Source organism: Streptococcus chosunensis, from assembly GCF_003626515.1.
GTDB classification, from domain to species: Bacteria; Bacillota; Bacilli; order Lactobacillales; family Streptococcaceae; genus Streptococcus; species Streptococcus chosunensis.
The window spans coordinates 1,171,168-1,194,466 of sequence record NZ_RBCK01000001.1 but is presented as its reverse complement, the minus strand read 5'-3'; the positions used below and the strand labels follow the sequence as shown (position 1 = coordinate 1,194,466).

Annotated in this window: 20 protein-coding genes and 1 pseudogene; all 21 read left to right on the top strand. The window is 38.6% G+C overall.

What is annotated here, in order from left to right:
- The first annotated feature begins 15 nt into the window (after positions 1–15).
- Entirely contained in the window at positions 16–1,332 is a 1,317-nt protein-coding gene (locus tag D7D54_RS05650; RefSeq protein ID WP_001059646.1) for an ISL3 family transposase, read from the top strand.
- A 37-nt stretch (positions 1,333–1,369) separates the two neighbouring features.
- Positions 1,370–3,604, top strand: a pseudogene (locus D7D54_RS05645) (phage tail tip lysozyme); the annotation flags it as partial.
- A gap of 19 nt (positions 3,605–3,623) precedes the next feature.
- The gene (locus D7D54_RS05640; protein ID WP_020902534.1) at positions 3,624–4,268 is read left to right on the top strand and encodes a hypothetical protein; all 645 of its coding nucleotides are present in this window, start codon (positions 3,624–3,626) and stop codon (positions 4,266–4,268) included.
- Positions 4,265–4,537 (top strand): hypothetical protein, encoded by a 273-nt coding sequence (locus D7D54_RS05635; protein ID WP_020902533.1) that lies wholly within the window; start codon positions 4,265–4,267, stop codon positions 4,535–4,537. The genes D7D54_RS05640 and D7D54_RS05635 overlap by 4 nt, the downstream gene beginning before the upstream one ends.
- Positions 4,491–5,330, top strand: a complete 840-nt coding sequence (locus D7D54_RS05630) for a hypothetical protein (protein ID WP_020902532.1) — start codon at positions 4,491–4,493, stop codon at positions 5,328–5,330. The genes D7D54_RS05635 and D7D54_RS05630 overlap by 47 nt, the downstream gene beginning before the upstream one ends.
- A gap of 12 nt (positions 5,331–5,342) precedes the next feature.
- A complete protein-coding gene (locus tag D7D54_RS05625) occupies positions 5,343–5,861 on the top strand; it encodes a DUF3801 domain-containing protein (RefSeq protein ID WP_020902531.1) in 519 nt (172 codons plus the stop codon).
- Positions 5,858–7,657, top strand: a complete 1,800-nt coding sequence (locus tag D7D54_RS05620; protein ID WP_020902530.1) for a VirD4-like conjugal transfer protein, CD1115 family — start codon at positions 5,858–5,860, stop codon at positions 7,655–7,657. The genes D7D54_RS05625 and D7D54_RS05620 overlap by 4 nt, the downstream gene beginning before the upstream one ends.
- Positions 7,658–7,677: 20 nt before the next feature.
- Positions 7,678–7,941, top strand: a complete 264-nt coding sequence (locus D7D54_RS05615; protein WP_000449745.1) for a hypothetical protein — start codon at positions 7,678–7,680, stop codon at positions 7,939–7,941.
- A complete protein-coding gene (locus D7D54_RS05610; protein WP_120718999.1) occupies positions 7,932–13,637 on the top strand; it encodes a PBECR4 domain-containing protein in 5,706 nt (1,901 codons plus the stop codon). The genes D7D54_RS05615 and D7D54_RS05610 overlap by 10 nt, the downstream gene beginning before the upstream one ends.
- Positions 13,638–13,707: 70 nt before the next feature.
- Positions 13,708–14,124, top strand: coding sequence for a hypothetical protein (locus D7D54_RS05605; RefSeq protein WP_020901528.1), 417 nt, complete (start codon positions 13,708–13,710; stop codon positions 14,122–14,124).
- Positions 14,125–14,341: 217 nt separating this feature from the next.
- Positions 14,342–14,734 carry a plasmid mobilization protein gene (locus tag D7D54_RS05600; protein ID WP_020901529.1) on the top strand — a complete coding sequence of 131 codons (393 nt, stop codon included), beginning with the start codon at positions 14,342–14,344 and terminating at the stop codon, positions 14,732–14,734.
- On the top strand, positions 14,728–16,362 hold the full coding sequence (locus D7D54_RS05595) for a relaxase/mobilization nuclease domain-containing protein (protein WP_120718998.1): 1,635 nt from the start codon (positions 14,728–14,730) through the stop codon (positions 16,360–16,362). The genes D7D54_RS05600 and D7D54_RS05595 overlap by 7 nt, the downstream gene beginning before the upstream one ends.
- 208 nt (positions 16,363–16,570) lie before the next feature.
- A complete protein-coding gene (locus D7D54_RS05590) occupies positions 16,571–17,377 on the top strand; it encodes a ParA family protein (RefSeq protein WP_020901531.1) in 807 nt (268 codons plus the stop codon).
- A gap of 52 nt (positions 17,378–17,429) precedes the next feature.
- Positions 17,430–17,666, top strand: coding sequence for a hypothetical protein (locus D7D54_RS05585; protein WP_120718997.1), 237 nt, complete (start codon positions 17,430–17,432; stop codon positions 17,664–17,666).
- A 127-nt stretch (positions 17,667–17,793) separates the two neighbouring features.
- Positions 17,794–19,086: an ISLre2 family transposase gene (locus D7D54_RS05580; protein WP_208636626.1), complete on the top strand. Its 1,293-nt coding sequence runs from the start codon at positions 17,794–17,796 to the stop codon at positions 19,084–19,086.
- A gap of 440 nt (positions 19,087–19,526) precedes the next feature.
- The gene (gene rpmB, locus D7D54_RS05570; RefSeq protein WP_001140948.1) at positions 19,527–19,715 is read left to right on the top strand and encodes a 50S ribosomal protein L28; all 189 of its coding nucleotides are present in this window, start codon (positions 19,527–19,529) and stop codon (positions 19,713–19,715) included.
- Between the two features lie 155 nt (positions 19,716–19,870).
- The gene (locus tag D7D54_RS05565) at positions 19,871–20,236 is read left to right on the top strand and encodes an Asp23/Gls24 family envelope stress response protein (RefSeq protein ID WP_000216437.1); all 366 of its coding nucleotides are present in this window, start codon (positions 19,871–19,873) and stop codon (positions 20,234–20,236) included.
- Between the two features lie 2 nt (positions 20,237–20,238).
- Positions 20,239–21,906, top strand: a complete 1,668-nt coding sequence (locus D7D54_RS05560) for a DAK2 domain-containing protein (RefSeq protein ID WP_020901535.1) — start codon at positions 20,239–20,241, stop codon at positions 21,904–21,906.
- A 124-nt stretch (positions 21,907–22,030) separates the two neighbouring features.
- Entirely contained in the window at positions 22,031–22,237 is a 207-nt protein-coding gene (locus D7D54_RS05555) for a hypothetical protein (protein ID WP_049541113.1), read from the top strand.
- The gene (locus tag D7D54_RS05550; protein ID WP_120718996.1) at positions 22,234–22,428 is read left to right on the top strand and encodes a hypothetical protein; all 195 of its coding nucleotides are present in this window, start codon (positions 22,234–22,236) and stop codon (positions 22,426–22,428) included. The genes D7D54_RS05555 and D7D54_RS05550 overlap by 4 nt, the downstream gene beginning before the upstream one ends.
- Positions 22,415–23,299, top strand: a complete 885-nt coding sequence (locus D7D54_RS05545; RefSeq protein WP_120718995.1) for an ABC transporter ATP-binding protein — start codon at positions 22,415–22,417, stop codon at positions 23,297–23,299. The genes D7D54_RS05550 and D7D54_RS05545 overlap by 14 nt, the downstream gene beginning before the upstream one ends.

Below are 23,299 nucleotides of genomic sequence, written 5' to 3'. Positions count from 1 at the left end.
AAGGATGATGACCATATGAACAATATACTAGAAGCTACACTACAAATCAAAGATAAAAACATTATTTGGGATAATAAAGTTCAAGAGAAGATATTTAAAAAGAGAAAATCTTTATTTTATGCAGCTACTTATACGCATAAACCAGAATTTTGTACCGTTTGTGGGTGTGTTAGCCGAAATAATAATATCGTTAAAAACGGCACGAAAACATCTCGTATCACTCTCTGTTCTGTTTCAGGCCTAGCGGCCTACTTAAATCTACGCAAGCAGAGATTTCTCTGTAGAGAATGCGGCTCTTCATTTACCGCAGACACTAGTCGAATCGTAGAAAAACACTGTCATATCTCTAAACGCTTAAAAAACGAAATTAAATCAAAAATAAGTGAAACAGTATCTGAAACCTATATCGCAAAAGAAACAAATGTTTCAGTTCATACGGTAAGACGTATCATAGATGATACAACACGTTTACTAAAGATTAAACCATTACACGATTTACCTGAGCATTTGTGTTTTGATGAATTTAAATCCGTCAAATCTTCCGATAGTAATATGAGCTTCATTATTTGTGATAGCACTACACACAAGCTGGTCGATGTTGTACGAGATAGAAAATCTTACAGCTTGAAAAAGTATTTTCATCGTTTTGAGCCTAAGACTAGATTAAAGGTAAAAACTATCTCCATCGACATGTACTTACCGTACATTCAATTAATAAAAGAAATGTTTCCTAACGCTAAAATTATCATTGATCCTTTTCATATCGTACAAGCCTTAAATAGAGAATTAAATCGAACTCGGGTACGTGTCATGAATAAGCATCGCTATAAAGACTCTAAATTATATCGAAAGTTAAAACATTATTGGAAGTTAATTTTAAAGAACTCTAATGAACTTCAGAACTATAAATATAATCGTTATAAGCTTTTTGAAAGCTTCATAACAAGTAAAGGAATCGTAGATTATATCTTAGAAAAAAATCCATCTCTTAAAAATGATTATGAGGTTGTACATTCACTTCGTGAATGTATACAGGATAGAGATTATATAGAATTCAAGGAAACGATTGAAGCAGCTACACAATTAGACCTATCTCCTGGTTTAAAAAGAGTATTAAAGACTCTTATGACTTACTTGCCATATATTCAAAATACTTGTGAGTATCCAACTAGAACAAATGGCCCTATTGAAGGAATAAACAATAAAATAAAAGTGCTTAAAAGAAATGCCTACGGCTTTAGAAACTATTACCATTTTAGAAATAGGATTATTTTAATAACAAAAATGTTTGGCCCAAAACAAAAAGGAATTAAGCAACAATTAGTTGCTTAATCCCTTCCTAAATTTCTTCATCAACACTATTTGACAAAGAGCCAATATTCGTCAATTTAAGTACCAGGTAAACGCCTCTAAAAGAGCTGCAAAAGTTGCAGGAAAGCTATCTAAGTATACTATTAAGCATAGTTATGGTCAGATTAATAAAAGCTATAATTTCATCAGAGGGCGAGGATATACTCGAACACCAAAAGAGTTCTCCTGGGAAGGAAAACTCAGCAAAAAAATGAAACATGCCAAAAAGCGACTGGGACGTTCAAAGTTTGGGAAGGCATCAAAACGTACAGGAAAAGTCTTAAAGTTTTCGTCAAAAATACTACGTTCGATTTTAACAAATCCTTTAGCTGTCAAGTCCTATTTCTTAATGTTTCTCATCTTTGCAGTATTTGGGATATTTATGTCTGTTTTTGGAGGAAGTGGTCCAGTCCAACAAAATGAATTTGACTTGAACAAATCCTGGCTTCAAATCAGTAAACGAGATCGAGATAAGTCCAATGATAAGGTAGACTATTGGACAAACATCGATGACATGATCTTTTTCATGAACTTTCGCTACGGTAGCGAGTGGAAACCAGAAAGTAACTGGAATGATGGGACTGGTGGTGAATGGGCTGGGACGTTAGGTTTTAATCACTATTCTGATGCCTTGAATGATCTTTGGAATCATTTGAATGATGACCCTCACAACTTGAAAAAGATGGTTGACTTATATGGTCCCTCGTCAGATTTAAAGTGGACTAAGTTGAGTGATAGCGAGCTAGAAGAGTATAAAGAGTTAGAGGAGTTGACCAAAGAGGTTGGTCGATACCCCTCTTATCAAGAACTAGCTAACCCTTTTTACCAGGAGGACGATCCTTCTTATCAAGCCCCTTTAGTTATCCTGAAGCGGTTTGGTTATACCTCTAAGAGTGAAATCTATGAGAAAACACAACTAAAAGCTTCAACAGGACAAGCTCTAAGAGCTCCTATTGACGGTCAAGTCAGTGTAACAGATGATACTACTGTATCCATCAAAACAGATAAAGCCATCTTTACTTATGAAGAGGTAGGAAATATCCGTGTTTCTGACGGTGATCAGGTCAAAGCTGGAGACGAGGTTGGAAAGGTAACGACAAATGGTTACCAAGTCATTCAGTATCAAAAACTGGAGGAAAAAGAGACAAAGGATAAGAAAGAAAAGTGGACATCAGTCAATCCAGGCTTTTACTTTCAATCTGTCACGTACAATCAGACAACCTCAGTCATTACTACACTTGATGGCGATTTGGGGCAAAAATCACGAGCGATAAAAGACTACTTGAAGCAAAAGCTCCCAGCGCTAACAGATAATGGTTTGGCAGCCATGCTTGGGAACTTTGCGACTGAAAGCAATATCAATCCTAAACGTGCTGAAGGAGATTATCTTAGCCCACCAGTAGGGGCTGATTCTTCTTCCTGGGATGATGAGTCCTGGTTAGCTATAGCAGGACCTGCTATTTATAACGGGAGATACCCAAACATTCTTCATCGAGGTTTAGGATTGGGACAGTGGACAGATACAGCGGATGGCTCCACGAGACATACTCTATTATTAAACTATGCAAAATCTAAGAATAAAAAGTGGTATGATTTAGAACTGCAGTTAGATTTTATGTTAGAGGGAGATAGTCCCTATTATGTCACTGAATTAACATCAATTCTGACTAGCACAGAAGACGTAGCAACACTTACAGAGCGTTTTTTGGTCAACTGGGAAGGAAATTCTGGAGACAAGGTCATAGAGCGCCAAAATAATGCTAAGCAGATCCACGCTTTTCTTACTCAACAAGTTCGAGGAGGTGGAGCGTTAGCATCTTCCTGGAATTTCCCTGCCGAGTATCAGTCAAAAGTGGAGCACCCTCCTACACAAGCTTCTATGACTACACAACAAGGAAGCGGCTACCCAGTTGGTCAATGTACTTGGTATGCGTATAATCGTTTAGTTGAACTAGGAACGATTACAGACTTATCAGGGTCCTATGGTTACCTTGGAAATGGTCAGGATTGGGTAACAAGCCTAGTCGCAAAAGGATGGAAGTACAGTACGTCACCAACGAGAGGGGCTGTTGTATCAATTCTAGGTGGATTTGGTGGGACACCAGGTGGATACGGTCATGTTGCGATTGTGGAAGCTGTGAACCCAGACGGTTCATTCCTAGTTTCGGAATGTAATGTCCAAGGTGTACAGGATAAGGTCCATTTTCGTGTTCTCTATCCAGCTGACTACTATACATTTGCGACACCGAATTAAAAAAGAAAGAAGGTAAATCATGAAAATGATAGATATGGAGAAATTGAAACTCCTGAAAATAGGAGGAATCCTTATAGGAGTTGTGCTAGTTCTAGGATTCGTATTCTGGATTGGAGCAGCAACCTCATCACAAAAGAAAGCTAAACAGGAAGCTGAAACTACGCAACAAGAAACCAAAGCAGAGGGAAGCGAACTAACGCAAGAATATGTAAAGGAATTTTTGACGGCTTACTTCAATAAGCAGGATCTGGGAGAAAATAGAAATCGCTATTTGCCCTATATGACAGAAGCTGCTTACAATCAGGAAGTGAACTCTGAAGAAGAACCAACGGTACAAACCTATAAGGGCTATGTAGTGGATACACAGATGAAGTCTTCTACCATCTACATCGATCAAGAAAACCATGTTGCCCTAGCTCAAGTGAGATACACTCAGACACAGTTACAGAAGAAGTATGATTATACTAACGCCCAAACAAACGTAGGATCTTCAAGAACCATACGGATTCGCTTCAGCAAGCAAGATGGGAAATACCTGGTCAATCATATTGACCCCATTTTGATTGTGGACAGCTTGAATGCCAGCGAAAAGGCGAGTATTCCATCGTTAAACAAACCAATCACTAACCAAACACAAAGTACAGAAGGGAAAAAGGAACAATGACAAAATTAGAAACTTTGGAAAAACAAAAACAGAAAGCGGAAGACCGCTTAGCTGACTATATGACCAAGGTCAATAGAGAAGAAGAGAAATTGAAGGAGCTAGAAACTCAAATCATTTTGGCCAAACATGAGGAACGGTCAAACTACTTGGCTAAACATAATTTAACCTGGGCTGATATTAAAGCAGCTCTTGCTGAAGGAAAATTGAAAGGAGTTGAAAAAGATGTACCGTTTAACCAATCTGACACAAAATACGACCACAACGTATAAAAATCGGGACCTTGTGTATCAAGCGCTGGAGCGAGAAAATGCTAAGGTTAAACACCAGGAGGCAGAGGCCGTTTTATTGGTAGAGGAACTGGATAAAAAGAATGTAGTGATCTATCAAGAAGATGTCTATTTGCCGTTTGAGGGGATCGCAGATAGCCTCTTCCTGAAGCCTAGTACGGTTAATAACAAGGAGGCTAAAGTAAAAGAATCAAAAAGCTCACTCTTTAAGCGCCAGCCAAAAACAAAACATCAAGAGAAGACTCCTGAAGAAAAAGCTGAAGCCTCTTCCTTGAAACATGAAACTCCCAAACCTCGAACCTCTTCTAAACGCTCTTTTTGGGTGTATTTAAGAAGAGTTTTGGTGTTATTGAGTCTAGTAGGAAGTCTGACACTTGCTGGCTTATCACTTACGCTAGTTTACCATCAAGAAAAGCAACTCTCGGCCGTATCCAAGGAACTTTCAAATCTAAAAACCATTCAGTCAAAAACAGGGGAACTAGATGCCTTTTCACGTTACTTTTTGCCAGCCCTTTACTCTGATAAAGGGAAAATGGCTGATTTCGTAGCTCCTCAATTAACGATAGATAGACAAGCAGGTCAACTGCAGTCTGTGATTTTGGAATCTAGCTTGATTGTTGATGAAGCAACTTATCAGCTAACCTATGTAGTGGCCGTGAAAGACGGTGAGAACAGAAGTCAGAAACGCTTGGTAGTTACTGTGAAGGAAGAACCTTCAGCACCTTACGGATTCCAGGTTATTGCTAAGCCAGAACTATCCAATTATCCAAAATAAAGGAGGTCTTACATGGATCAAGAAAAAGTCAGTCATTCTCTGGCTTTAAAAGGAAAAGTTACCCTGGAGATGACGATACAAGCTCTGTATGCCCTCGCAAAAGCCCATTACGACAAGAAACAACATAAGGCGGCAAATCGAACATTTGAAGGTGAGACACGCTTTAATGACTTTATGGCCACAAAATCAAAAAAAGATGTCGAGACTTTATTAAATAGTGAAGTTCATTTGGCCAAGTTGAAGCATTACTTGGAAGAGTATAAGGTGGGTTTTACTTATCATCAAAAAGATGGTACAACCTATCTCTTCTTTGAAACAAAAAATCGCACCTTGGTAGAAAAGGCTCTCAAAGAGATGTTGGCAGACATCACGAAAAGCCCAGAAAAATTGGAAGAGTTTGCGAAAAAGGTACTGAAGAAACCACATGAAATGACTCCTGAAGATAAAATCAATTACTATAAGACAAATAAGGTCTATAAAGGAATGATGCCAGTTGTTACGAAGGAGATTGGGAAGGAGAAGACACGATGATTAGAAAACCTATATGGCCCTACCTGGTGGTGGGGTTATTTTCATTTGTTATTTTTCAGTCCTTTTACCATTACTACCAACTATCGACTGCAGCAGTACCTTTCATGGGAACGTTGCGATTTCGTTGGTTGCTAGAACACTGGGAACGCTTCTCCTTTGGTGTTTTCTTTGATTCAGGTTCCTTATATGCAGGGTTGATCGGATTCGGCCTCCCAATGCTTGTCTATGCTTCTATGGATAAGAATTTATATCGTCAGGGAGAAGAACAAGGTAGTGCTCGTTTTGCGACTTTGAAGGAAATGAGACGTTTTGAAGACGTTGATTTTGAGAAGAATATGATTTTTTCAAAACAAGTCAAAATGGGGCTATTTAACTTTCGCTTAGTTTACAATGTGCAACTCAACAAAAATGTGATTGTCATAGGTCTTCCAGGAGACGGTAAAACCTTTACTTTTGTATTGCCAAATTTAATGCAGATGAACTCAAACTTTGTTGTGACAGATCCAAAAGGAAACCTGGTACACGAAGTTGGGAAGATGCTTGAAAAAGCTGGCTTTGCTGTTAAAATCTTTGATTTGATTCGACTCAAGAATTCAGATCGTTTTAATCCTTTTCATTACATGAAGTCTGAGCTAGATATTGATCGTATCTCTGAAGCAATTACTGAGGGAACGAAGAAGAGTGAGCATACTGGAGAAGACTTCTGGGTTCAAGCAGAGTTGATGCTGCAACGTGCATTGATTGGTTATCTCTATTTTGACTCTAAGGATCCTGAAACTGGAGTCCAGTTATATATGCCAAACCTGGGCCACGTTGCAGATCTATTAAGAAATATGTATCGAGAGGATCCAGATGTACCAAGCCCTGTCGAGCAGATGTTTGAAGAACTGAACGAACATCAACCTAACAACTATGCTTATAAACAGTGGAAATTATTCCAAAACTTCAGAGGCGAGACAAGAAACAGTGTGGTAGCGATTTTGTCTTCTCGTTATTCTATCTTCGACCACGAAGATGTCCGAAACTTGATTAGTGAGGATACCATGGAAATGGATACCTGGAATACGAAAAAGACGGCCGTTTTTATTGCTATTCCTGAAACCAATAACGCCTTTAATTTTCTTTCATCAATCTTGTTTGCGATTGGTTTTGAGGTTCTTACACATAAGGCTGATGATATCTTGCAAGGGAAAGTACCTGGCTACAGTAGAAAAAATCTTCGCCACATTCAGTTTATCTTCGATGAGTTTGCACAAATTGGCCGTATTCCAAACTTCGCCCAGGTCCTCTCTTCTATTCGTAGTCGTGAGATGTCTATTAAGATTATCATCCAAGCTGTCAATCAGCTAGAATCACTTTATAAAAGTGATTGGAAGACCATCTTTAATAACTGTGCTACTCACCTATTTTTAGGGACAAATGACAAGGATACGATGGAATACTATTCTACAAGGTCAGGTAAGCAGACTATACGTACTAGATCCACCTCAAAATCGCATAGTTATCGTAATGGCTCATCAAGTGAAAATAAACAAATTCAAGGCCGTCCCCTTCTAACTCCAGATGAAGTCGCAAGAATTGGGGTAGAAGAAGGATTGGTCTTTATTTCTAAACAAAATGTCTTCAGAGATAAAAAAGCAAGTGTCTATGATCATCCTAGAAAAGATGAGATTGCAAGTTCTCCTGAAGACAAAGAAAACTGGTACGAATACACTCGAAAAGGAACAGACATCGACGGCTTGCTTTTATATGCTAACGATTTGACTCCGCAGCTAAAAGAGTTATTCGTGGCCTAACATACAGAAAGGATAGTAGGATGGAAACACCAAAAATACAATTAGGATACCTGGAGAGTATCTCACAAGTTTTAGCATTAAAGCTAGAAAATTTAGCTACAGAACGTTATGCTATTTGGCAGCTATTCAAACAGGCAGATGAGGAGACTTTCTATCAATTAGCTCCTCATCTTTTTGTGACAACGAGTCAGGAAGATCCAATAGTTGTTAGTGAACTAGATGCAACTCCTGAAGGATATCTTTTATTTAAGGAATTAGTAGAGGAGGAAAGAGTATGCCTTTAACAAAAGCACAGGCAAAATCGCTGGATATTTTAGAAGTAGCTCGTAGCCTCGGAATGGAAATGAAGAGGAAATCACATCGAGAGTATTATTGGGCTGAGCATGACTCGTTTAAGATTGATACTGTGAAGAATACCTGGCATTGGTATTCTCAAAACCTCTTTGGTGATACTATCAATCTCGTACAGCAAATGCAAAATGTCAGCTATAAGGAAGCCATGGTATTCTTAGAGACAGGTTCCTTCCCTGAAGCAAAACCAGTAGAGGAAGAACGTAAACCTTTCAACTATACACTAGCACCTTACGAACAACCATTTGTGGAAGCGAGAACCTATCTCAAGGAGATTAGAGGTCTCTCTGATGATACAATCGACTTCTTCATTGAGAAGGGAGTATTAGCCCAAGCTAAACGTAAGGATAAAGATGGTGTTATAGAAGATGTCTTAGTTTTTAAATACTTGGACAGCAATCAGCAACTGGTAGGTGCGAGCCTCCAGGGACTTGTTCCTGATCAAGAACGTCATCCTGGCAAAGGATACTTGAAACAAATCATGTATCAATCAGAAGCTATCAGCGGATTAAACGTGTCTATAGGGTCTCCTAAACGTTTAATTGTAACGGAGGCACCCATTGACCTTATGAGCTATTATGAGCTTCATAAGGACGAATTAAACGATGTTCGACTGGTTGAGATGGAAGGATTGAAAGAGGGAGTATTATCCCACTATGTTCTTGAAATATTACAGGAGCGAGGGGATATTCCTATGGATGAAAGGGATTATACCAAGTCTAGTGAGCTAGCACGTACCTCAAGATTCTTATCTGTTGCAGCAGAAACCTCTACACTTTTCCAAAATAACAAATACGATGATCTCATCACGCTGGCTGTAGATAATGATGCTGCAGGACAGAATTTTATCACTCAATTGCAGGAGAAGGGGATTCCAGTCCAGATTGCCATTCCACCTATCGTCCAGCTTAACCAGGAAAAGAAAGATTGGAACGATTTCCTGAAGAGGGGGAATGAAGCTCCTAAGGAGCTGGCGCACGTTTACACAGCAGATGAAAAGTCCTGGCATTACCAGGGATTTTTTGAGAAAGAAATAGCTCTCGCAAAAGCGCAAGAGCTAACTGCAGATGATGTAAAAACCTTTGTCTCAGCTAGGCAACTGACGAAGGAAGAAGTCCATCAGGAATATACAAGGATTGTCAATCAAGAGAAAGAAAGGCAACATACTATGTCGGAAGTACATGAAGCAGGGGTTGAGTATGAAGCAGAAAAACCAGATAATAGTCGCTTGGCGCAAGCTAGACGAAAGCTAGAGCGACTCAAAGGAGAAGCTGATGAGGCAATCAATGCGGTCTACTCTCATCAATCCCTAACAAATGGCCAGCCTATGAATGATAAACGAGGCGGTGCTAACTTTATGCGCAAACAGGAGCAAATAGAAGGTCGAGTTTTCTCAAAGATGGATGAAATTAAGCAACAGGAAGAGCGAGTAGAGCGCCTGGAGCACCAACAACATTTGAAAGAAATGGGGTTGAATCGTCAGGGAAGTGGTCTGGATATGAGTGTTCAAAATATACCTAGAATCCGTGAAGAGTTAGAAAAAGCTAAACGTGGGGAGTCGTTCTTTACTAAAGCTACTCTCAAACGCTATCAAGAAGAGTTGACTAGACTTGAAGCTATATCTGAACAAATGGACAAAACGAGCATTCAGCCAGCAACTCAAGCTTTGATTGATGAAGGTCTAGTGAATCAGTGGCAAAAGCAACCAAATACGTATTTTGTAAAAGGGTTACGAAGAGTTGCCCTGGAGTTGACTGAAGAAGGAGAGTTTCAATTATCTTCACAAACCAAGTATCATCCGAAAACAGATGAGGAACGACTGAAGGTGGATGAATTACTTGCCAAACAAAAAAAGCAAGGTGAACTAGTCCTAGAAGATGATCAGAGTTCTGAATTGAACATAGATAATAGTAATCTATCTCCAGAAGATGCGGAATGGCTGAAGCAGAACTGGGATAATATCAGCTTTTCAGTAGAGCCTAAAAAACAGATGGTTATTGATTCAGATAAAACAGTGACCTTTGAAAAACCTTCCAATCCTCTTGGAGATTCTAGTAGAGCACTGGAAGAAAATCAGAGCACAGAAAAAGCTCTTGGGAAGTCTCAAGAGCAAAATATGAATTCAGAGTATCAAAAAAATGAGAGGACCAATGGTAGTCAGGGGTCTTTACAGCCCAAGGCTGAAGGCAGTCCCACACCCGTACCAGAAGTTGGTACCTTTGAACGCTCTGTTACCAGTCGCCCTACGTTATCCTCTCATTTATTATATTTTAGCATAAATGAAGAGTTTCAGTCAAGTAATGATGGCCACTATCATTCTATTTCCTCGCATGAATTAGCTAAATTGAATCGTCCAATTCGTAGTCAAACTATACAGAATGCAGCGCAGTATTATTTGGCTGAATTGGCTAACTCTAAGATTTATTATGTCACTCCTGATAAGACTGTACAAGTAAATTTTGAAGAAAAACACTTCATGCACTTGACGGGGATCAAGCCACTTGCACCAGGGCAGACACCTGAAAAAACTTTACGTGATTTTGCAGAGGGAAACGGGCACTTTGATAATATTCTTTTGGCTAACAATGATGCAGCTTTTGACAAAATCAACGTCCTGTCAGATCTTTCAGTCGCAACAGAAAGTACGTCTTTCTATTTTGATGACTTAACTAATCTTAGACGATATAATGGGCGCTTTGACAGTCTTATAAAGTCTGATGATAAAGATATTATTTTACTGTTTAAAGAGCTGGAAGAAGAAAATTATATTCCAGTATCAGTATTTCAATCTAGAGCCAGACTGGTCAAAGAACTGGAGACGGCAGATAAAACTCCTATTCTTGCAGTATTCCGTGAACGTAATGGCCACATTGAACAGCTATCGATCAATGAGGACTATATTAAGGATGGGGGCAAAGAATTGCAATCCATTATGAAAAATGGCTTGTTTGAGGAAATCAAGCCTGATACAACTAAAGAAATTGAACATATTGCTCCAGAGGACACATCGAATAAAACTTCACTTGATTCGGCTACGTTTACTCAAGTCCTAGATACTGTCTATAATTTAGGTGTGCCAGGTGATATCTCAAAAACTCCAGAAGAATTTCATCAAGCCTGGAATCAGTATCTTGACTATGCAAAACAGCACAATGATAATTTTGATCAGATTGTTGCTGCAGCTGGTGCAGATCATCTCCTAGATACAAATTCAGATTTTTATAAAGAATGGCAACAAGATCACATCTATAAGGAGAACTACCATGTACGTCTTCAATGGGCTGAGGAGCGACCAGATGGGCCTAAATTGCCATTTAAAGAAACCGAGCTGATATCTTATCAAGATTTCGCTAGGGAGCTATATAAGGCCAACCAGAGCTTTTATCAGTTACATCAGGAAGGTCTAAAACAAGTGACTGGTGGTCACCCAGAAGGCTACATCTCTCCAACAAAGGTCCAGTTTAGTATCTACGCTCCTGATGGTGAACTGATCCAGGATAGCATTCGTTACAATATCGGTGAGGAGATTAACCCAATCGCTCATAAAGAAAGACTTGGAACACGAGAAATGCGAGAGCATCCAGAGTTGATGAAGATAGATGGGGCAATATTCACTCAGTATCATCTGGAGAGATTGGCGAGTGAGTTAGATATTTCTCAGTTTAGCTACGCTTTGGAAGATACTCCTTACGCAGAACAACTTTTATCTCAGGTACCTTACGGAATGTTAGAAAATAGTCCGATTGGTTTTTCAGATAGTAGTCATGATAGTCGTCTAGGATTTATTTCTTTTGATGGAATGGATAGTGTTGAGGTCGAAAATCTATCTGCTTGGTTTGAGAAGTTGGGTGTCAAGGACTCACCTATGGAACAAGTAGCTCTTGTAGAAAAATGGCAAAAAGAGATTAAAGATTTATCAGAAAAAGTTGAACAAACCATCGAAAACATTCGAGATGAATTTGAAAAAATCCAAGAGGAAGAAATCAAACTAGAAGAACAAGGGCACAACAAGCAGGAGTTGAAACGTGATGCAGATGCTGACGGAGTTTCTGATGATGATGAGTTGCTGCAGGGAACAAATCCGTATGATTTTAGATCGAAACCAGGTTCTAAACCAGATGTCGAGGAGGGGCTACAAGCGGAAGAAGTTGTTTTAGCAGCTGGTAGTCTTGCAGTCGCAGATTTAACTCAAAATACAGATATAGGACTATACATTCGATTTAATTGGAGTGAAAACAAGGCTATTCGAGATAGGTTTGAAGAAGATGAACTAGTACCATACGAAGAATTTATAGAAATTCTATATTTTGAAAATGAGCGTTTAAGACCTGAAGGAAATGGATATTATAAAACCAGTTTTGATATTGAAAATGAAAAAGGAGAAAGTTATACATTCGGTATAAGATACGATATAGGATCTGAACTATACCCACTTTCTGAGATGATGGATGAAAGATTCTCAGAAGAATATATAGAATATGCTAGTAAATTAGATAAAAAAGCTATAGAAAAGGTTCAATCTGAATTAGATGAAACTAAAAATAATCGGAAAGAAATAATAGATGCCGACGAGGAGCTAAAAGCGGAAGAAGTTGTTTTAGCAACTAGCAGTCTTGCAGTCGCAGATTTTATTCAAAATAAAGATATGGCAGGATTAAGCCGTCATATTAAAGAAGGAATTAAGGAGTTCCTGGACTCAGATAAGTACAAAGACTATCTAACGAAAATGAGTCAACTAAATAATTATTCTAATCGCAACTTACGCTTAATTCTTGCACAAAATCCTGAAGCAAGGCAAGTAACTTCTTTCAAACAGTGGAAAGAAAACTTTGGCCGTCATGTAAAAAAGGGCGAGAAGGCTTTACGTATTTTTAAACCTATGACGAAGATCAAAAAGGATGAGAATAACCAACCAATATTGGATAAAAACGGGAAACCAGAAACAGTTACATTCTTTGGTTTAGTACCAGTTTTTGATGTTAGTCAGACAGAAGGAAAGGAGATGCCAAAAGCTGCAGAAGTTAAAGAACAACTGACTGATTTGGACTATGCAAATCTTTACCGTGCCCTGATGGCTATTGCGAAAGAAAATGATGTATCAGTTCGATTTGAAGAGATGGAAAATAATAAGCACGGATATTATTCTGTCCCAGAAAATCAAATTGTTTTGCGTAGTAATGAGATGAACAAGGCCCAAATTATTAAAACTTTCTTACATGAAATGGCTCATGCAGAGTTGCACCATGCAGATAATCCTCAGAAGGAAAATCTAACTAGAAGCACAGCTGAACTTCAGGCTGAAAGTGTCGCTTATGTTGTTTCTTCATACTACGGTATTGATACGTCAGAGTACTCTTTTAACTATCTATCTGGATGGTCTGCTGATAAGGAGACACTTGCTGATTTAGAAGCACAGTTGGATATTGTCCAACAAGAAGCTAAAAGTTTAATGGTTCGGATGGATCAAGCATTGGAACAATTAAGATTGAGTCAAGAGAAACAAACGAAACGTAGTTTTGAGCAAAAACTGGAGAAGTTTAAAGATCAGAATAAGCAAGCTGTCGAAGAACATAAGCAGGAGTTGAAAGCAGATGCACAATCAAAAAAAGAGAAGGGTTTCTCGAAATGACCGAACGGGACACCCAAAATAAACCAAAGGTCAAATTAAAAACAAATCATCATCAAGGAGGACAACAATCATGAGCAATGAACAAGAAGAACAACTGATCATCATCCTTTCAGACTTTATTCCAATCATGGATGGAGACAGAGTTGTAGGAGTATCGCCAAACGCTAAAGACTTGACTCGCCAAAAAGTTCTGGAGCAACTAGAGGAAGAACAGTCTCAACTTCCTGAAGGAGATCCTGCTCTTTTGGAGTGGGAAGAAGAAAATATTGAGCTACTCAAGATGATTACAGATGAAGAATTTCAAGCTGTACTCACTGAAAAAATCTTACTGACAGAAATACAAATTGGGCAGTCGATTTTCCAGCCTCTAACTGCTCAACAACTTTCTGTCCTAGCTGAAAAGTTACAAGGTCAAAAAGAAAAAAGTGTAGAAAATAGTGATAAGCAATCATCTATTTTCAAAAACATCTTCAGTTGGTTACGATAAATTGTTAGAAGTTGTACTCCAAAAGATATAAGAAAGGGGCTTGGGGATTTCCCCAAAACTGAGAAAATCAAGAAGGAAAACTACAGGGTTCTCCTTCTCTGATTTTTTTAAATTTCGCAAATGGATATCCATTTGCTACGCTTGCCACAAGGAAGTCAGGGGCTGATGCCTGGTCAGAAAATGCCAGAGACTTTGAGAGAAAGAGGATAAAAAAATAATGCAGAAACGAGAAAATAGAAAACGCTATATACAAAAATTGATACGACTAACACCAGAGGAAGATCGTCAAATTAAAACAGCGATGGCCCAAATGGGAGTTCCATCTTTTCAATACTATGCGAAGAATCAACTGGTACAAGGGAAGGTGGTTCAAATTGATTTTTCTGAATTGAAAGACCTTCGAGTTGCTATCAATCGAGTGGGTACGAACATCAACCAAATTGCCAAACATGCCAATGAAAATCAAGGGGTTACGCCAGAGGAAGTGGCACAAGTCATTGACTATCTATCTGAGTTGAAAGAGATGGTGGCTGTCAAACTTTCTAGTGCGGAGAAGAAAAGTTTACAGGAACGAAAAGTGAAAACAATAAGGACGTATAACGAATGGTAGTAATCAAAACACCCAAACAAATTAAAACTCCTTCCAATTTAAAAATAGCTATACGCTATATTCTGAATGAAGCGAAAACTCTTGTATCGGAAACTGCAGAAAGTGATCTGGATTTTCCTCTTGTCTATCATAATGGTGAGCTTCAAATGAAGCTAGTATCTGGAAATGGGATCTCTGATTTTAGTGTAGCAGATGAAGAAATGGTCATGACAAAATTAGCTGCAGCCTTTAAAAAAGGAGATGATGACTTGAAAGAATTATCTTCAGGAAAACAAGTATTGGCTCATCACATTATCCAGTCTTTTTCTCCAGATGATAACTTGACTCCTGAGCAGGTTCATGAAATTGGCCGTCAAACGATGTTAGAATTGACAGGTGGAAATTATGAGTTTGTGATCGCAACCCACACGGATAAAGATCATCTTCATAACCATATCATACTTAATACCACCAATACCTCAACGCTCAAGAAATTTCGCTGGGAAAAGAAAACCTTGAAAAATTTGAGGGCAATATCGGACAAGCATGCGGCACGTTATGGCGCTAAAATTATTGAGCCTACAATGAAAAATTCTTATACAAAGTATTCTGCTTGGCGGAGGCAAAATAATTATCGGTTTGAAATTAAGGAGCGTCTGGATTTCCTTCTGAAGCACTCTTTGTCGTTAGAAGATTTCAAACAAAAGGCAGCTGCGCTTAATCTTCAGATTGATTTCTCTGGTAAATTTGTGAAGTATAAATTGCTCGATCAGCCCCAACAAAGAAATGTCCGAGATGATACATTATCGAAGAAAGGACTCTATTCTCTTGAAAAAATAAAAGAGAGAATTTCTAAGAATCAGTTAGTCTTTGATGTGGAGGAATTGAAAGAACAATATCAAGAATCAAAAGAAAAAACGGCAAATGATTTTGAATTGAAATTGGAAGTGGAATCCTGGCAGGTCGAGCAAGAAAGCAAGCAAGGCATTTACGTGCAGATGGATATGGGAGCTTTAAATAGTGGTACAATTTTAATACCTTCTCATAAAGTTGATAAAAATGAGGATGGAAACTATACCATCTATATCAAAGAGAAAGACTATTTTTATTTTCTCAATCCTGATCAATCTCAAAAAAATAGGTACATGATGGGCTTGACTGTCGCAAGGCAATTGGCCAAACAAAATGGAGAAACACTTGTAACTAAAAACGCTCAAATTTCCTCTATGCGTGAACTGATTAAGGAATATAATTTCTTAGTCGAGCACGGCGTGACAGATGGAACACAATTTCAACATTTGGAGGAGCGCTTTAATGAAAAGATAGAAGCTACCCAGGAGGAATTAAGACAGCTAGATGAGCGACTTGGACGTTATCATAAAATTGAAGGAGCACTTTTAGCCATCCAGCAATCTCCAGAAAATAGTCTTGCGGCGGTACAACTATTGGATGATTTAGGAGTTCCAAAAGATATGGGACTGGAAGATGTCAGTCAACTGATCAAACAATTCCAAATTGAAAAAGGAGCCTTACAAGAGTTCTTTGACGATACTCTAAAACATTACACAGATTATAGAGATATTAAGGAGCACGTGCGTAGTCGTGAAGAGAAAGTTGACCGACGATTTGAGGATGAAAAAGTCTTGTAGAAGTTTCTGATGTTTTTAATATAGTCTTGATTTCAGTACAGAGAGGACAGTCCTCTTTACGTTTGGAAAGATAACCTTTTCTAGGAATTGCTGACGAAAGGGAAGGAGAAACTTCATTGCGAAAATAATTATAAATATAATTATAAACATATTGACAAATATAATTATAATGGTATAATAGAAGTATAGAAAAACAGGAGGATATCAAATGAAGATTATCACATTTGCCGCTATTAAGGGCGGTGTTGGGAAAACAACTTTAACATTTAATTATGGGGAATGGCTGGCCAAGAAAGGGCATAAGATTCTTTTGATTGATCTTGACCATCAGTGCAATTTAACCCAGTGCTATGATATTTACGAGAGCAAGAATACGATTGCTAATGCTTTTAAAGGAGGCGACGTGGATATTAAGCAAGTCAAGGAAAATATCAGTCTAATTCCAGGCTCTGTTCAACTTGACACTGTAGAACGAGATCTGGAGAACAGCGATAAGAAAAATATGCTACTTTATCTTTGGCTAGAGGATAACTACGAAAAGAAGAAGTTGGATCAGTTTGACTATATCTTGATTGATTGTAGACCAGACTTTGCGACAGCTACTAAAAATGCTGTTGCGGTCAGTCACGCTATTATTAGTCCCTTGACCCCTTCAGAGTTTGGTTATAATGCCAAATTCAATCTATCAACTCGGTTAGAAGCATTCAGAAAGGATGTAATTGACTATCGTACAAGGGAATCCTACATTACTGCTGAGTTATATTTCTTAGCAAATATGATCCGACCAAACTATGGGTCATCAAGAGAGTTACTGGAGGCCCTGGGACTTGAAGCTAAAGAAAAGGGAACAGATAACCTTCTAGGAATTGTACCAGCAAAAGAGCTATTCAATCATTCCACAATCGATAAAATCTCTATTGCAGATATGGAGAAGAATCCTGAGCTTTATCAAAAACACAAAAAGTTTTTCGCTGAGCTGGAGCAGACTTTTTCAAAAATTTATGATACAATATAATTATATTTATAAACACAAATACAATTATAAATATAATTAGAAGGAGATCGTTATGGCATTCACACCAAAAGAAAAAGAGATTTCGCAGATTATTGAAGCAACTCATCAACCTGAGCAGCTTTCAGATGTAGCTAGCTTTGAAAGTTTTGAAAGTTTTGAACGTAAGAAACAATTTCAGTTTACTTTGAAACCAAGCAATCGGAAAAAATTAGATAAAATTGCTAAAGCAGCTGGTGCAAAGTCTGCATCAGATTACCTTGATAAGCTAATCGAAAGTTTATCGTTATAATTATAATTATACTTATAATTATAATCAAATAACCTTCCCAATAAGGGAAGGCTTTTATTTTTGAAAGAGTCTTGTAGAAAGTTTGTGATGTTTTCAATCTAGTTGTGATTTCAGTACAATAGAGAGTATGTTTAGATTTGATGAAAAAGAATTTATCGCAGAACTAGATCGCAAACGTGAGCAGCAATTCCTGAAGCGTGTAAGAGATTATGACGAGCAGATAGCTTCTTCCATGAGACTGAGGGGATATAAGCGGATAGATAGTACAGAGAGGACAGTTGTCTTTACATTTGGAGAGGTGACCTTTTCTAGAAATCGCTGGCGAAAGGGAAAGAAAAACTGTTATCCCGTAGATGAGTGGCTAGGTCTAGAAAAGTATATGCGTTATTCTCCTGAGTTGATTTTTCACATGGCAAAACACGCTTCCGTTTTATCCTACCGTGAAGTTTGTCGAACAGTTAAGATGGCTTATCGCTTGGAGATAACAAAGGATGCTGTGTTGAAGTCTGTAAAAATGGCAGGTAGGCTCTTTTCGGAGAGGGAACGTTATCGGCTTTTTAAAGGTGATGAGCAGCCTAAAAAAATCCAGGCAGATAAAATTTACCTGGAGGGAGATGGTGTGCTTGTCAAGACAACATCAAGCAATGATGAACGACACAATACAGACTTAGCACATTTTCTGATTCATACTGGAGCGAAGAAGGTTGGTAATAATCGGTATGTACTGGAGAATAAGCATGAGATTATCCATACAAGCCATGAACAAGCAAAGGAAGAATTGATCGACTATCTCTACAATCATTTTGAAATCACTGACCGAACTCTTCTGATCACTAACTCGGACAATGGCAAAGGCTATTCTCGCAGAATATTTCAAGAAATCAAGAAAGCTCTACGGATTAAACGTCATGAGCATTTCTGGGATGCCTATCATGTCAATGAAGAACTTAAAAGATTCCTGAAGCCGTACCCATCTACACTACTTGATCTTGCTTTTAAGGCCATCAAAAATCATCAGAAGAGCCTGCTTCAGACCGTACTAGATACAGTTGAATCTCTCATAGAAAGCCAGGAAGTTCTTGATAATTTTTACAATTTTCGTAAGAAATTATTAAGAAATTTCTGTGACACTAGACCACCTAAACTTAGAGGATTATCCTCACGTGGTATCGGGGTAATGGAGAGTCAGCACCGAAAAGTCACTTACCGCATGAAACATCGAGGGATGTATTGGTCCATCGAAGGGGCTTGTACCATGTCCAGGATGATTCTTATTGAACGAATTGATCAGCTATACGAGCTGTTTTTTGGAGCTTGGAGACAAGAGTATGAAGAATTTAGGAATACGGGATTAGGCGCAGGGTTTCGTATTAACCATAAACCACACGGCGCTGTCATCAGAAAAAGAGGACATAAATAGAATTGGAGGGCAAACAAAAGCCTCTAAAAAAAGAATTTTTAGAGGTCTTTTTGTCATGTTTTTATACAAAATAGTTGCTTTTTTGCCTAATGTGTGTTACAATAATAAGGTAAATAAAACGAAAAAAGGTGTAGAAGTAGCAACTCCTACACCACCGATTAAGACAAAACAACCCTTTGCTTAATCAGTCAAACAATATTGTAGCATAAATAGTGCAATATAGTCAAGGACTGGGGTAAAGTGAAGAGAACTTTTTCCAGTTTTTTTGTCTGAAAAATCTCGCTTTTTTATTGAGTTATAAGGATATTTGATTAGTCCCAAAAATTTAGACACAAACAAATCTTCCAATTCCCTTGCAAAAAAGAAGAAAGTGTGATAACATAGTACGGTATGTGGTGCTAGCACATCCGCTATATTAGATCTAATAGGAGGAAAACACAATGGCTAAAGTATGTTACTTTACAGGTCGTAAGACTGTATCAGGAAACAACCGTTCACACGCGATGAACCAAACAAAACGTGCCGTAAAACCAAACCTTCAAAAAGTTACTGTTCTTATCGATGGTAAACCTAAAAAAGTTTGGGCTTCAGCTCGTGCTTTGAAATCAGGTAAAGTTGAACGCGTTTAATAATAAAAGTAAGGAGACCTTAGGGTCTTTTTTCTTTTATTGTGGGTATAACATCATTTGAAAAATAGAGTAAATATCCGCTGATACAGTATTCTGCTTTTACACTTGGGATGAAATATGATAAAATAGAGTATCAACTAGTTGAGGTAAAAAGGATGACTGTAAAAATTAATACAAAAGATGGTCAAATCGAACTAACAGATGAAGTGATTGCAACCGTCGTAGGTGGAGCAGCAACTGAGATTTTTGGTGTGGTCGGTATGGCTAGTAAAAATGCCCTCAAAGATAATTTCCAAGCCCTTCTAGGTAAGGAAAATTATTCCAAAGGTGTCGTCGTAAAGGCAGCCGAAGATGGCAGTATTGCAGTTGATGTATATACCGTGTTGAGCTACGGAACAAAGATTAGCGAAGTGTCAAAAAACATTCAAGAGCGTGTTCGTTTTAGTTTGGAAAACCAACTTGGAATTACTGCTCAGACTGTAAATGTCTACATTCAAAATATCAAAGTTGTAGGAGAATAACCGTGTCAAAAATTACTACTAGCTTATTTCAAGAAATGGTGCAGGCTGCATCAACTCGCTTGAATAAGCAAGCTGAATATGTCAATTCATTAAACGTCTTTCCAGTTCCAGATGGAGATACTGGAACAAACATGGGAATGACCATTGAAAATGGAGCTAAAGAAGTTGCAGACAAGCCAGCTTCTACAGTTGGCGAGGTAGCGAGCATTCTTGCCAAAGGTCTTTTGATGGGTGCGCGTGGGAACTCAGGCGTTATTACGTCTCAGCTTTTCCGTGGATTTTCACAAGCCATCAAGGATAAAGACGAGTTAACAGGTCAAGACTTGGCCCTTGCATTCCAATCAGGTGTGGAAGTTGCTTATAAAGCAGTTATGAAGCCAGTTGAAGGAACGATTTTGACAGTTTCTCGTGGAGCTGCTATCGGTGCTAAGAAAAAAGCTGAGCAAACAGATGATGCTGTTGAAGTCATGCGCGCAGCCTTGGAAGGTGCTAAAACAGCACTAGCTAAAACGCCAGACATGCTTCCGGTATTGAAAGAAGTTGGCGTTGTGGACTCAGGTGGTCAAGGACTGGTCTTCATCTACGAAGGTTTCCTTTCAGCCCTTACTGGCGAATATATTGCATCTGAGGACTTTGTAGCGACTCCTGCCAACATGAGTGAAATGATTAATGCAGAACATCATAAGTCTGTAGCGGGTCACGTAGCGACTGAAGATATTACGTTTGGTTACTGTACTGAAATCATGGTAGCTCTTAAGCAAGGTCCAACCTATGCCAAAGATTTTGACTACGACGAATTCCGTAGCTACTTGAATGAACTTGGGGATTCTCTCCTCGTTGTTAACGATGATGAAATTGTCAAAGTCCATGTCCATACAGAAGATCCAGGACTTGTTATGCAAGAAGGTCTTAAATATGGTAGCTTGGTCAAGGTAAAAGTTGACAATATGCGGAACCAACACGAAGCACAGGTTGAAAAAGAAGTTGCCCAAGTTAGCAAACCAGCTGAAGAAAAAGAGTATGCTTTGATTGCTGTGGTGGCTGGTAAAGGTCTAGCAGATATCTTCCGTTCTCAAGGCGTGGATTATGTTATTGAAGGCGGTCAAACTATGAACCCTTCAACTGAAGACTTTATCAAGGCTGTTGAACAGGTCAACGCTCGTAACATCATCTTCCTGCCAAACAACAAAAACATCTTCATGGCAGCTCAATCTGCAGCAGAAGTTTTGGAGCAACCAGCAGTAGTGGTGGAAGCTCGCACTCTTCCTCAAGGTTTGACAAGTCTTCTTGCCTTTGATCCAAGCAAGTCCATCGAAGAAAACCAAGAGCGTATGACTGCTGCTCTTAGCGATGTTGTTAGTGGAAGCGTTACAACAGCTGTGCGTGATACAACCATTGATGGCTTAGAAATTCATGAAAACGATAATCTTGGTATGGTTGATGGGAAAATTCTCGTGTCAAACCCTGACATGCACCAAACCTTGACAGAAACATTGAAACATATGTTGGATGAAGATAGTGAAATCGTAACCTTCTATGTCGGTGAAGACGGAAGCGAAGAACTTGCCAATGAAATTGCCCAAGAAATCGCAGAAGAATTCGAAGATGTTGAAGTCGAGATCCACCAAGGCCAACAACCAGTTTACCCATACCTATTTAGTGTGGAATAAGAATTTAAAAGATTAAAAAGAAAGTTGATTTTGCAACTTTCTTTTTTTATGACATTTGTCATATCTCCTCATGACAGAAGCTTCTAGTGATTCTACCTTCAAAGAATTATACTAGATGTATCAAATGGAGGAAGAAAAAATGAAACATAAAGTAATTGTCGCAATGAGTTTAGTAGTAGCAGGAGTCATGACTTATCTCATGTTTTCAGGATTGGATGAAGGATTCTATCATTTTCCTTGGGAGTTGTTTGCAGGATTTGGCATGATGTCTTGGCTTATCCGAGAAGGATTAAAATTGGTCTCAGATGTGAAAAAGGAGTTTGAAAAATGAAAAAAGCGATTCTCTATCTTTTTATTGGACTGTCACTAGTGGTATGGTTGGTAGAAATGTTTACAGGTTGGTTTGATCAAGCCTTCCTTCACCAATTCATCCGTGGTGCATGGGGATTAGGATTTATGATTTTTATCGCCTTTCCGATGGGAAAGGAGTGGCTGGAAGGAGAATATCATGAACATGATTAAGGTTCAAGGCTTACATAAAAACATCAAGGGCAAGGCTATTTTGAAGGATATTTCCTTTGAGGTAACAGAAGGTGAATGCGTCGCCTTGATTGGTCCCAATGGTGCTGGGAAGACCACACTCTTGGACTGTTTGCTTGGAGATAAACTGGTCACAAGCGGTCAAGTATCCATCCAAGGCTTGCCAGTGACGAGTTCTCAGTTAGACTACACAAGATCCTATCTCCCTCAAGAAAATGTCATCGTTCAGAAATTAAAGGTCAAAGAGTTGATTGCTTTCTTTCAAAGTATTTATCCAAATCCCTTGAGCAACCAGGAGATCGATCAACTATTGCAGTTTGACAAGCAACAAAAAGAGCAATTTGCAGAAAAATTGTCAGGTGGGCAAAAGCGTCTTTTCTCTTTTGTCTTGACCTTAATTGGGCGACCAAAGCTTGTCTTTTTAGATGAACCAACTGCGGCCATGGATACTTCAACCCGTCAACGCTTTTGGGAAATTGTTCAGGAGCTAAAAGCTAAGGGAGTTACCATTCTCTATTCGTCCCATTATATCGAAGAGGTAGAGCATACAGCAGACCGAATCTTGGTCTTGAATAAGGGAGAGTTGATTCGCGATACAACACCTCTAGCCATGCGCAGTGAGGAAATTGAAAAGCATTTTATCATTCCTCTGACCTACAAGGAAGTCGTTGAGCAGTCAAACTTGGTTGAAAACTGGTTACAAAAACAAGATGCCTTGCAAGTAGTCACTCGCGAAGCGGATGCTTTCTGGGAACTGTTAGTTCAATCAGGATGTAGCATACAAGAAATTGAAGTTAATAATCGTAGTTTGCTGGATACAATCTTTGAAGAAACACAAAAGGGAGATGACTAA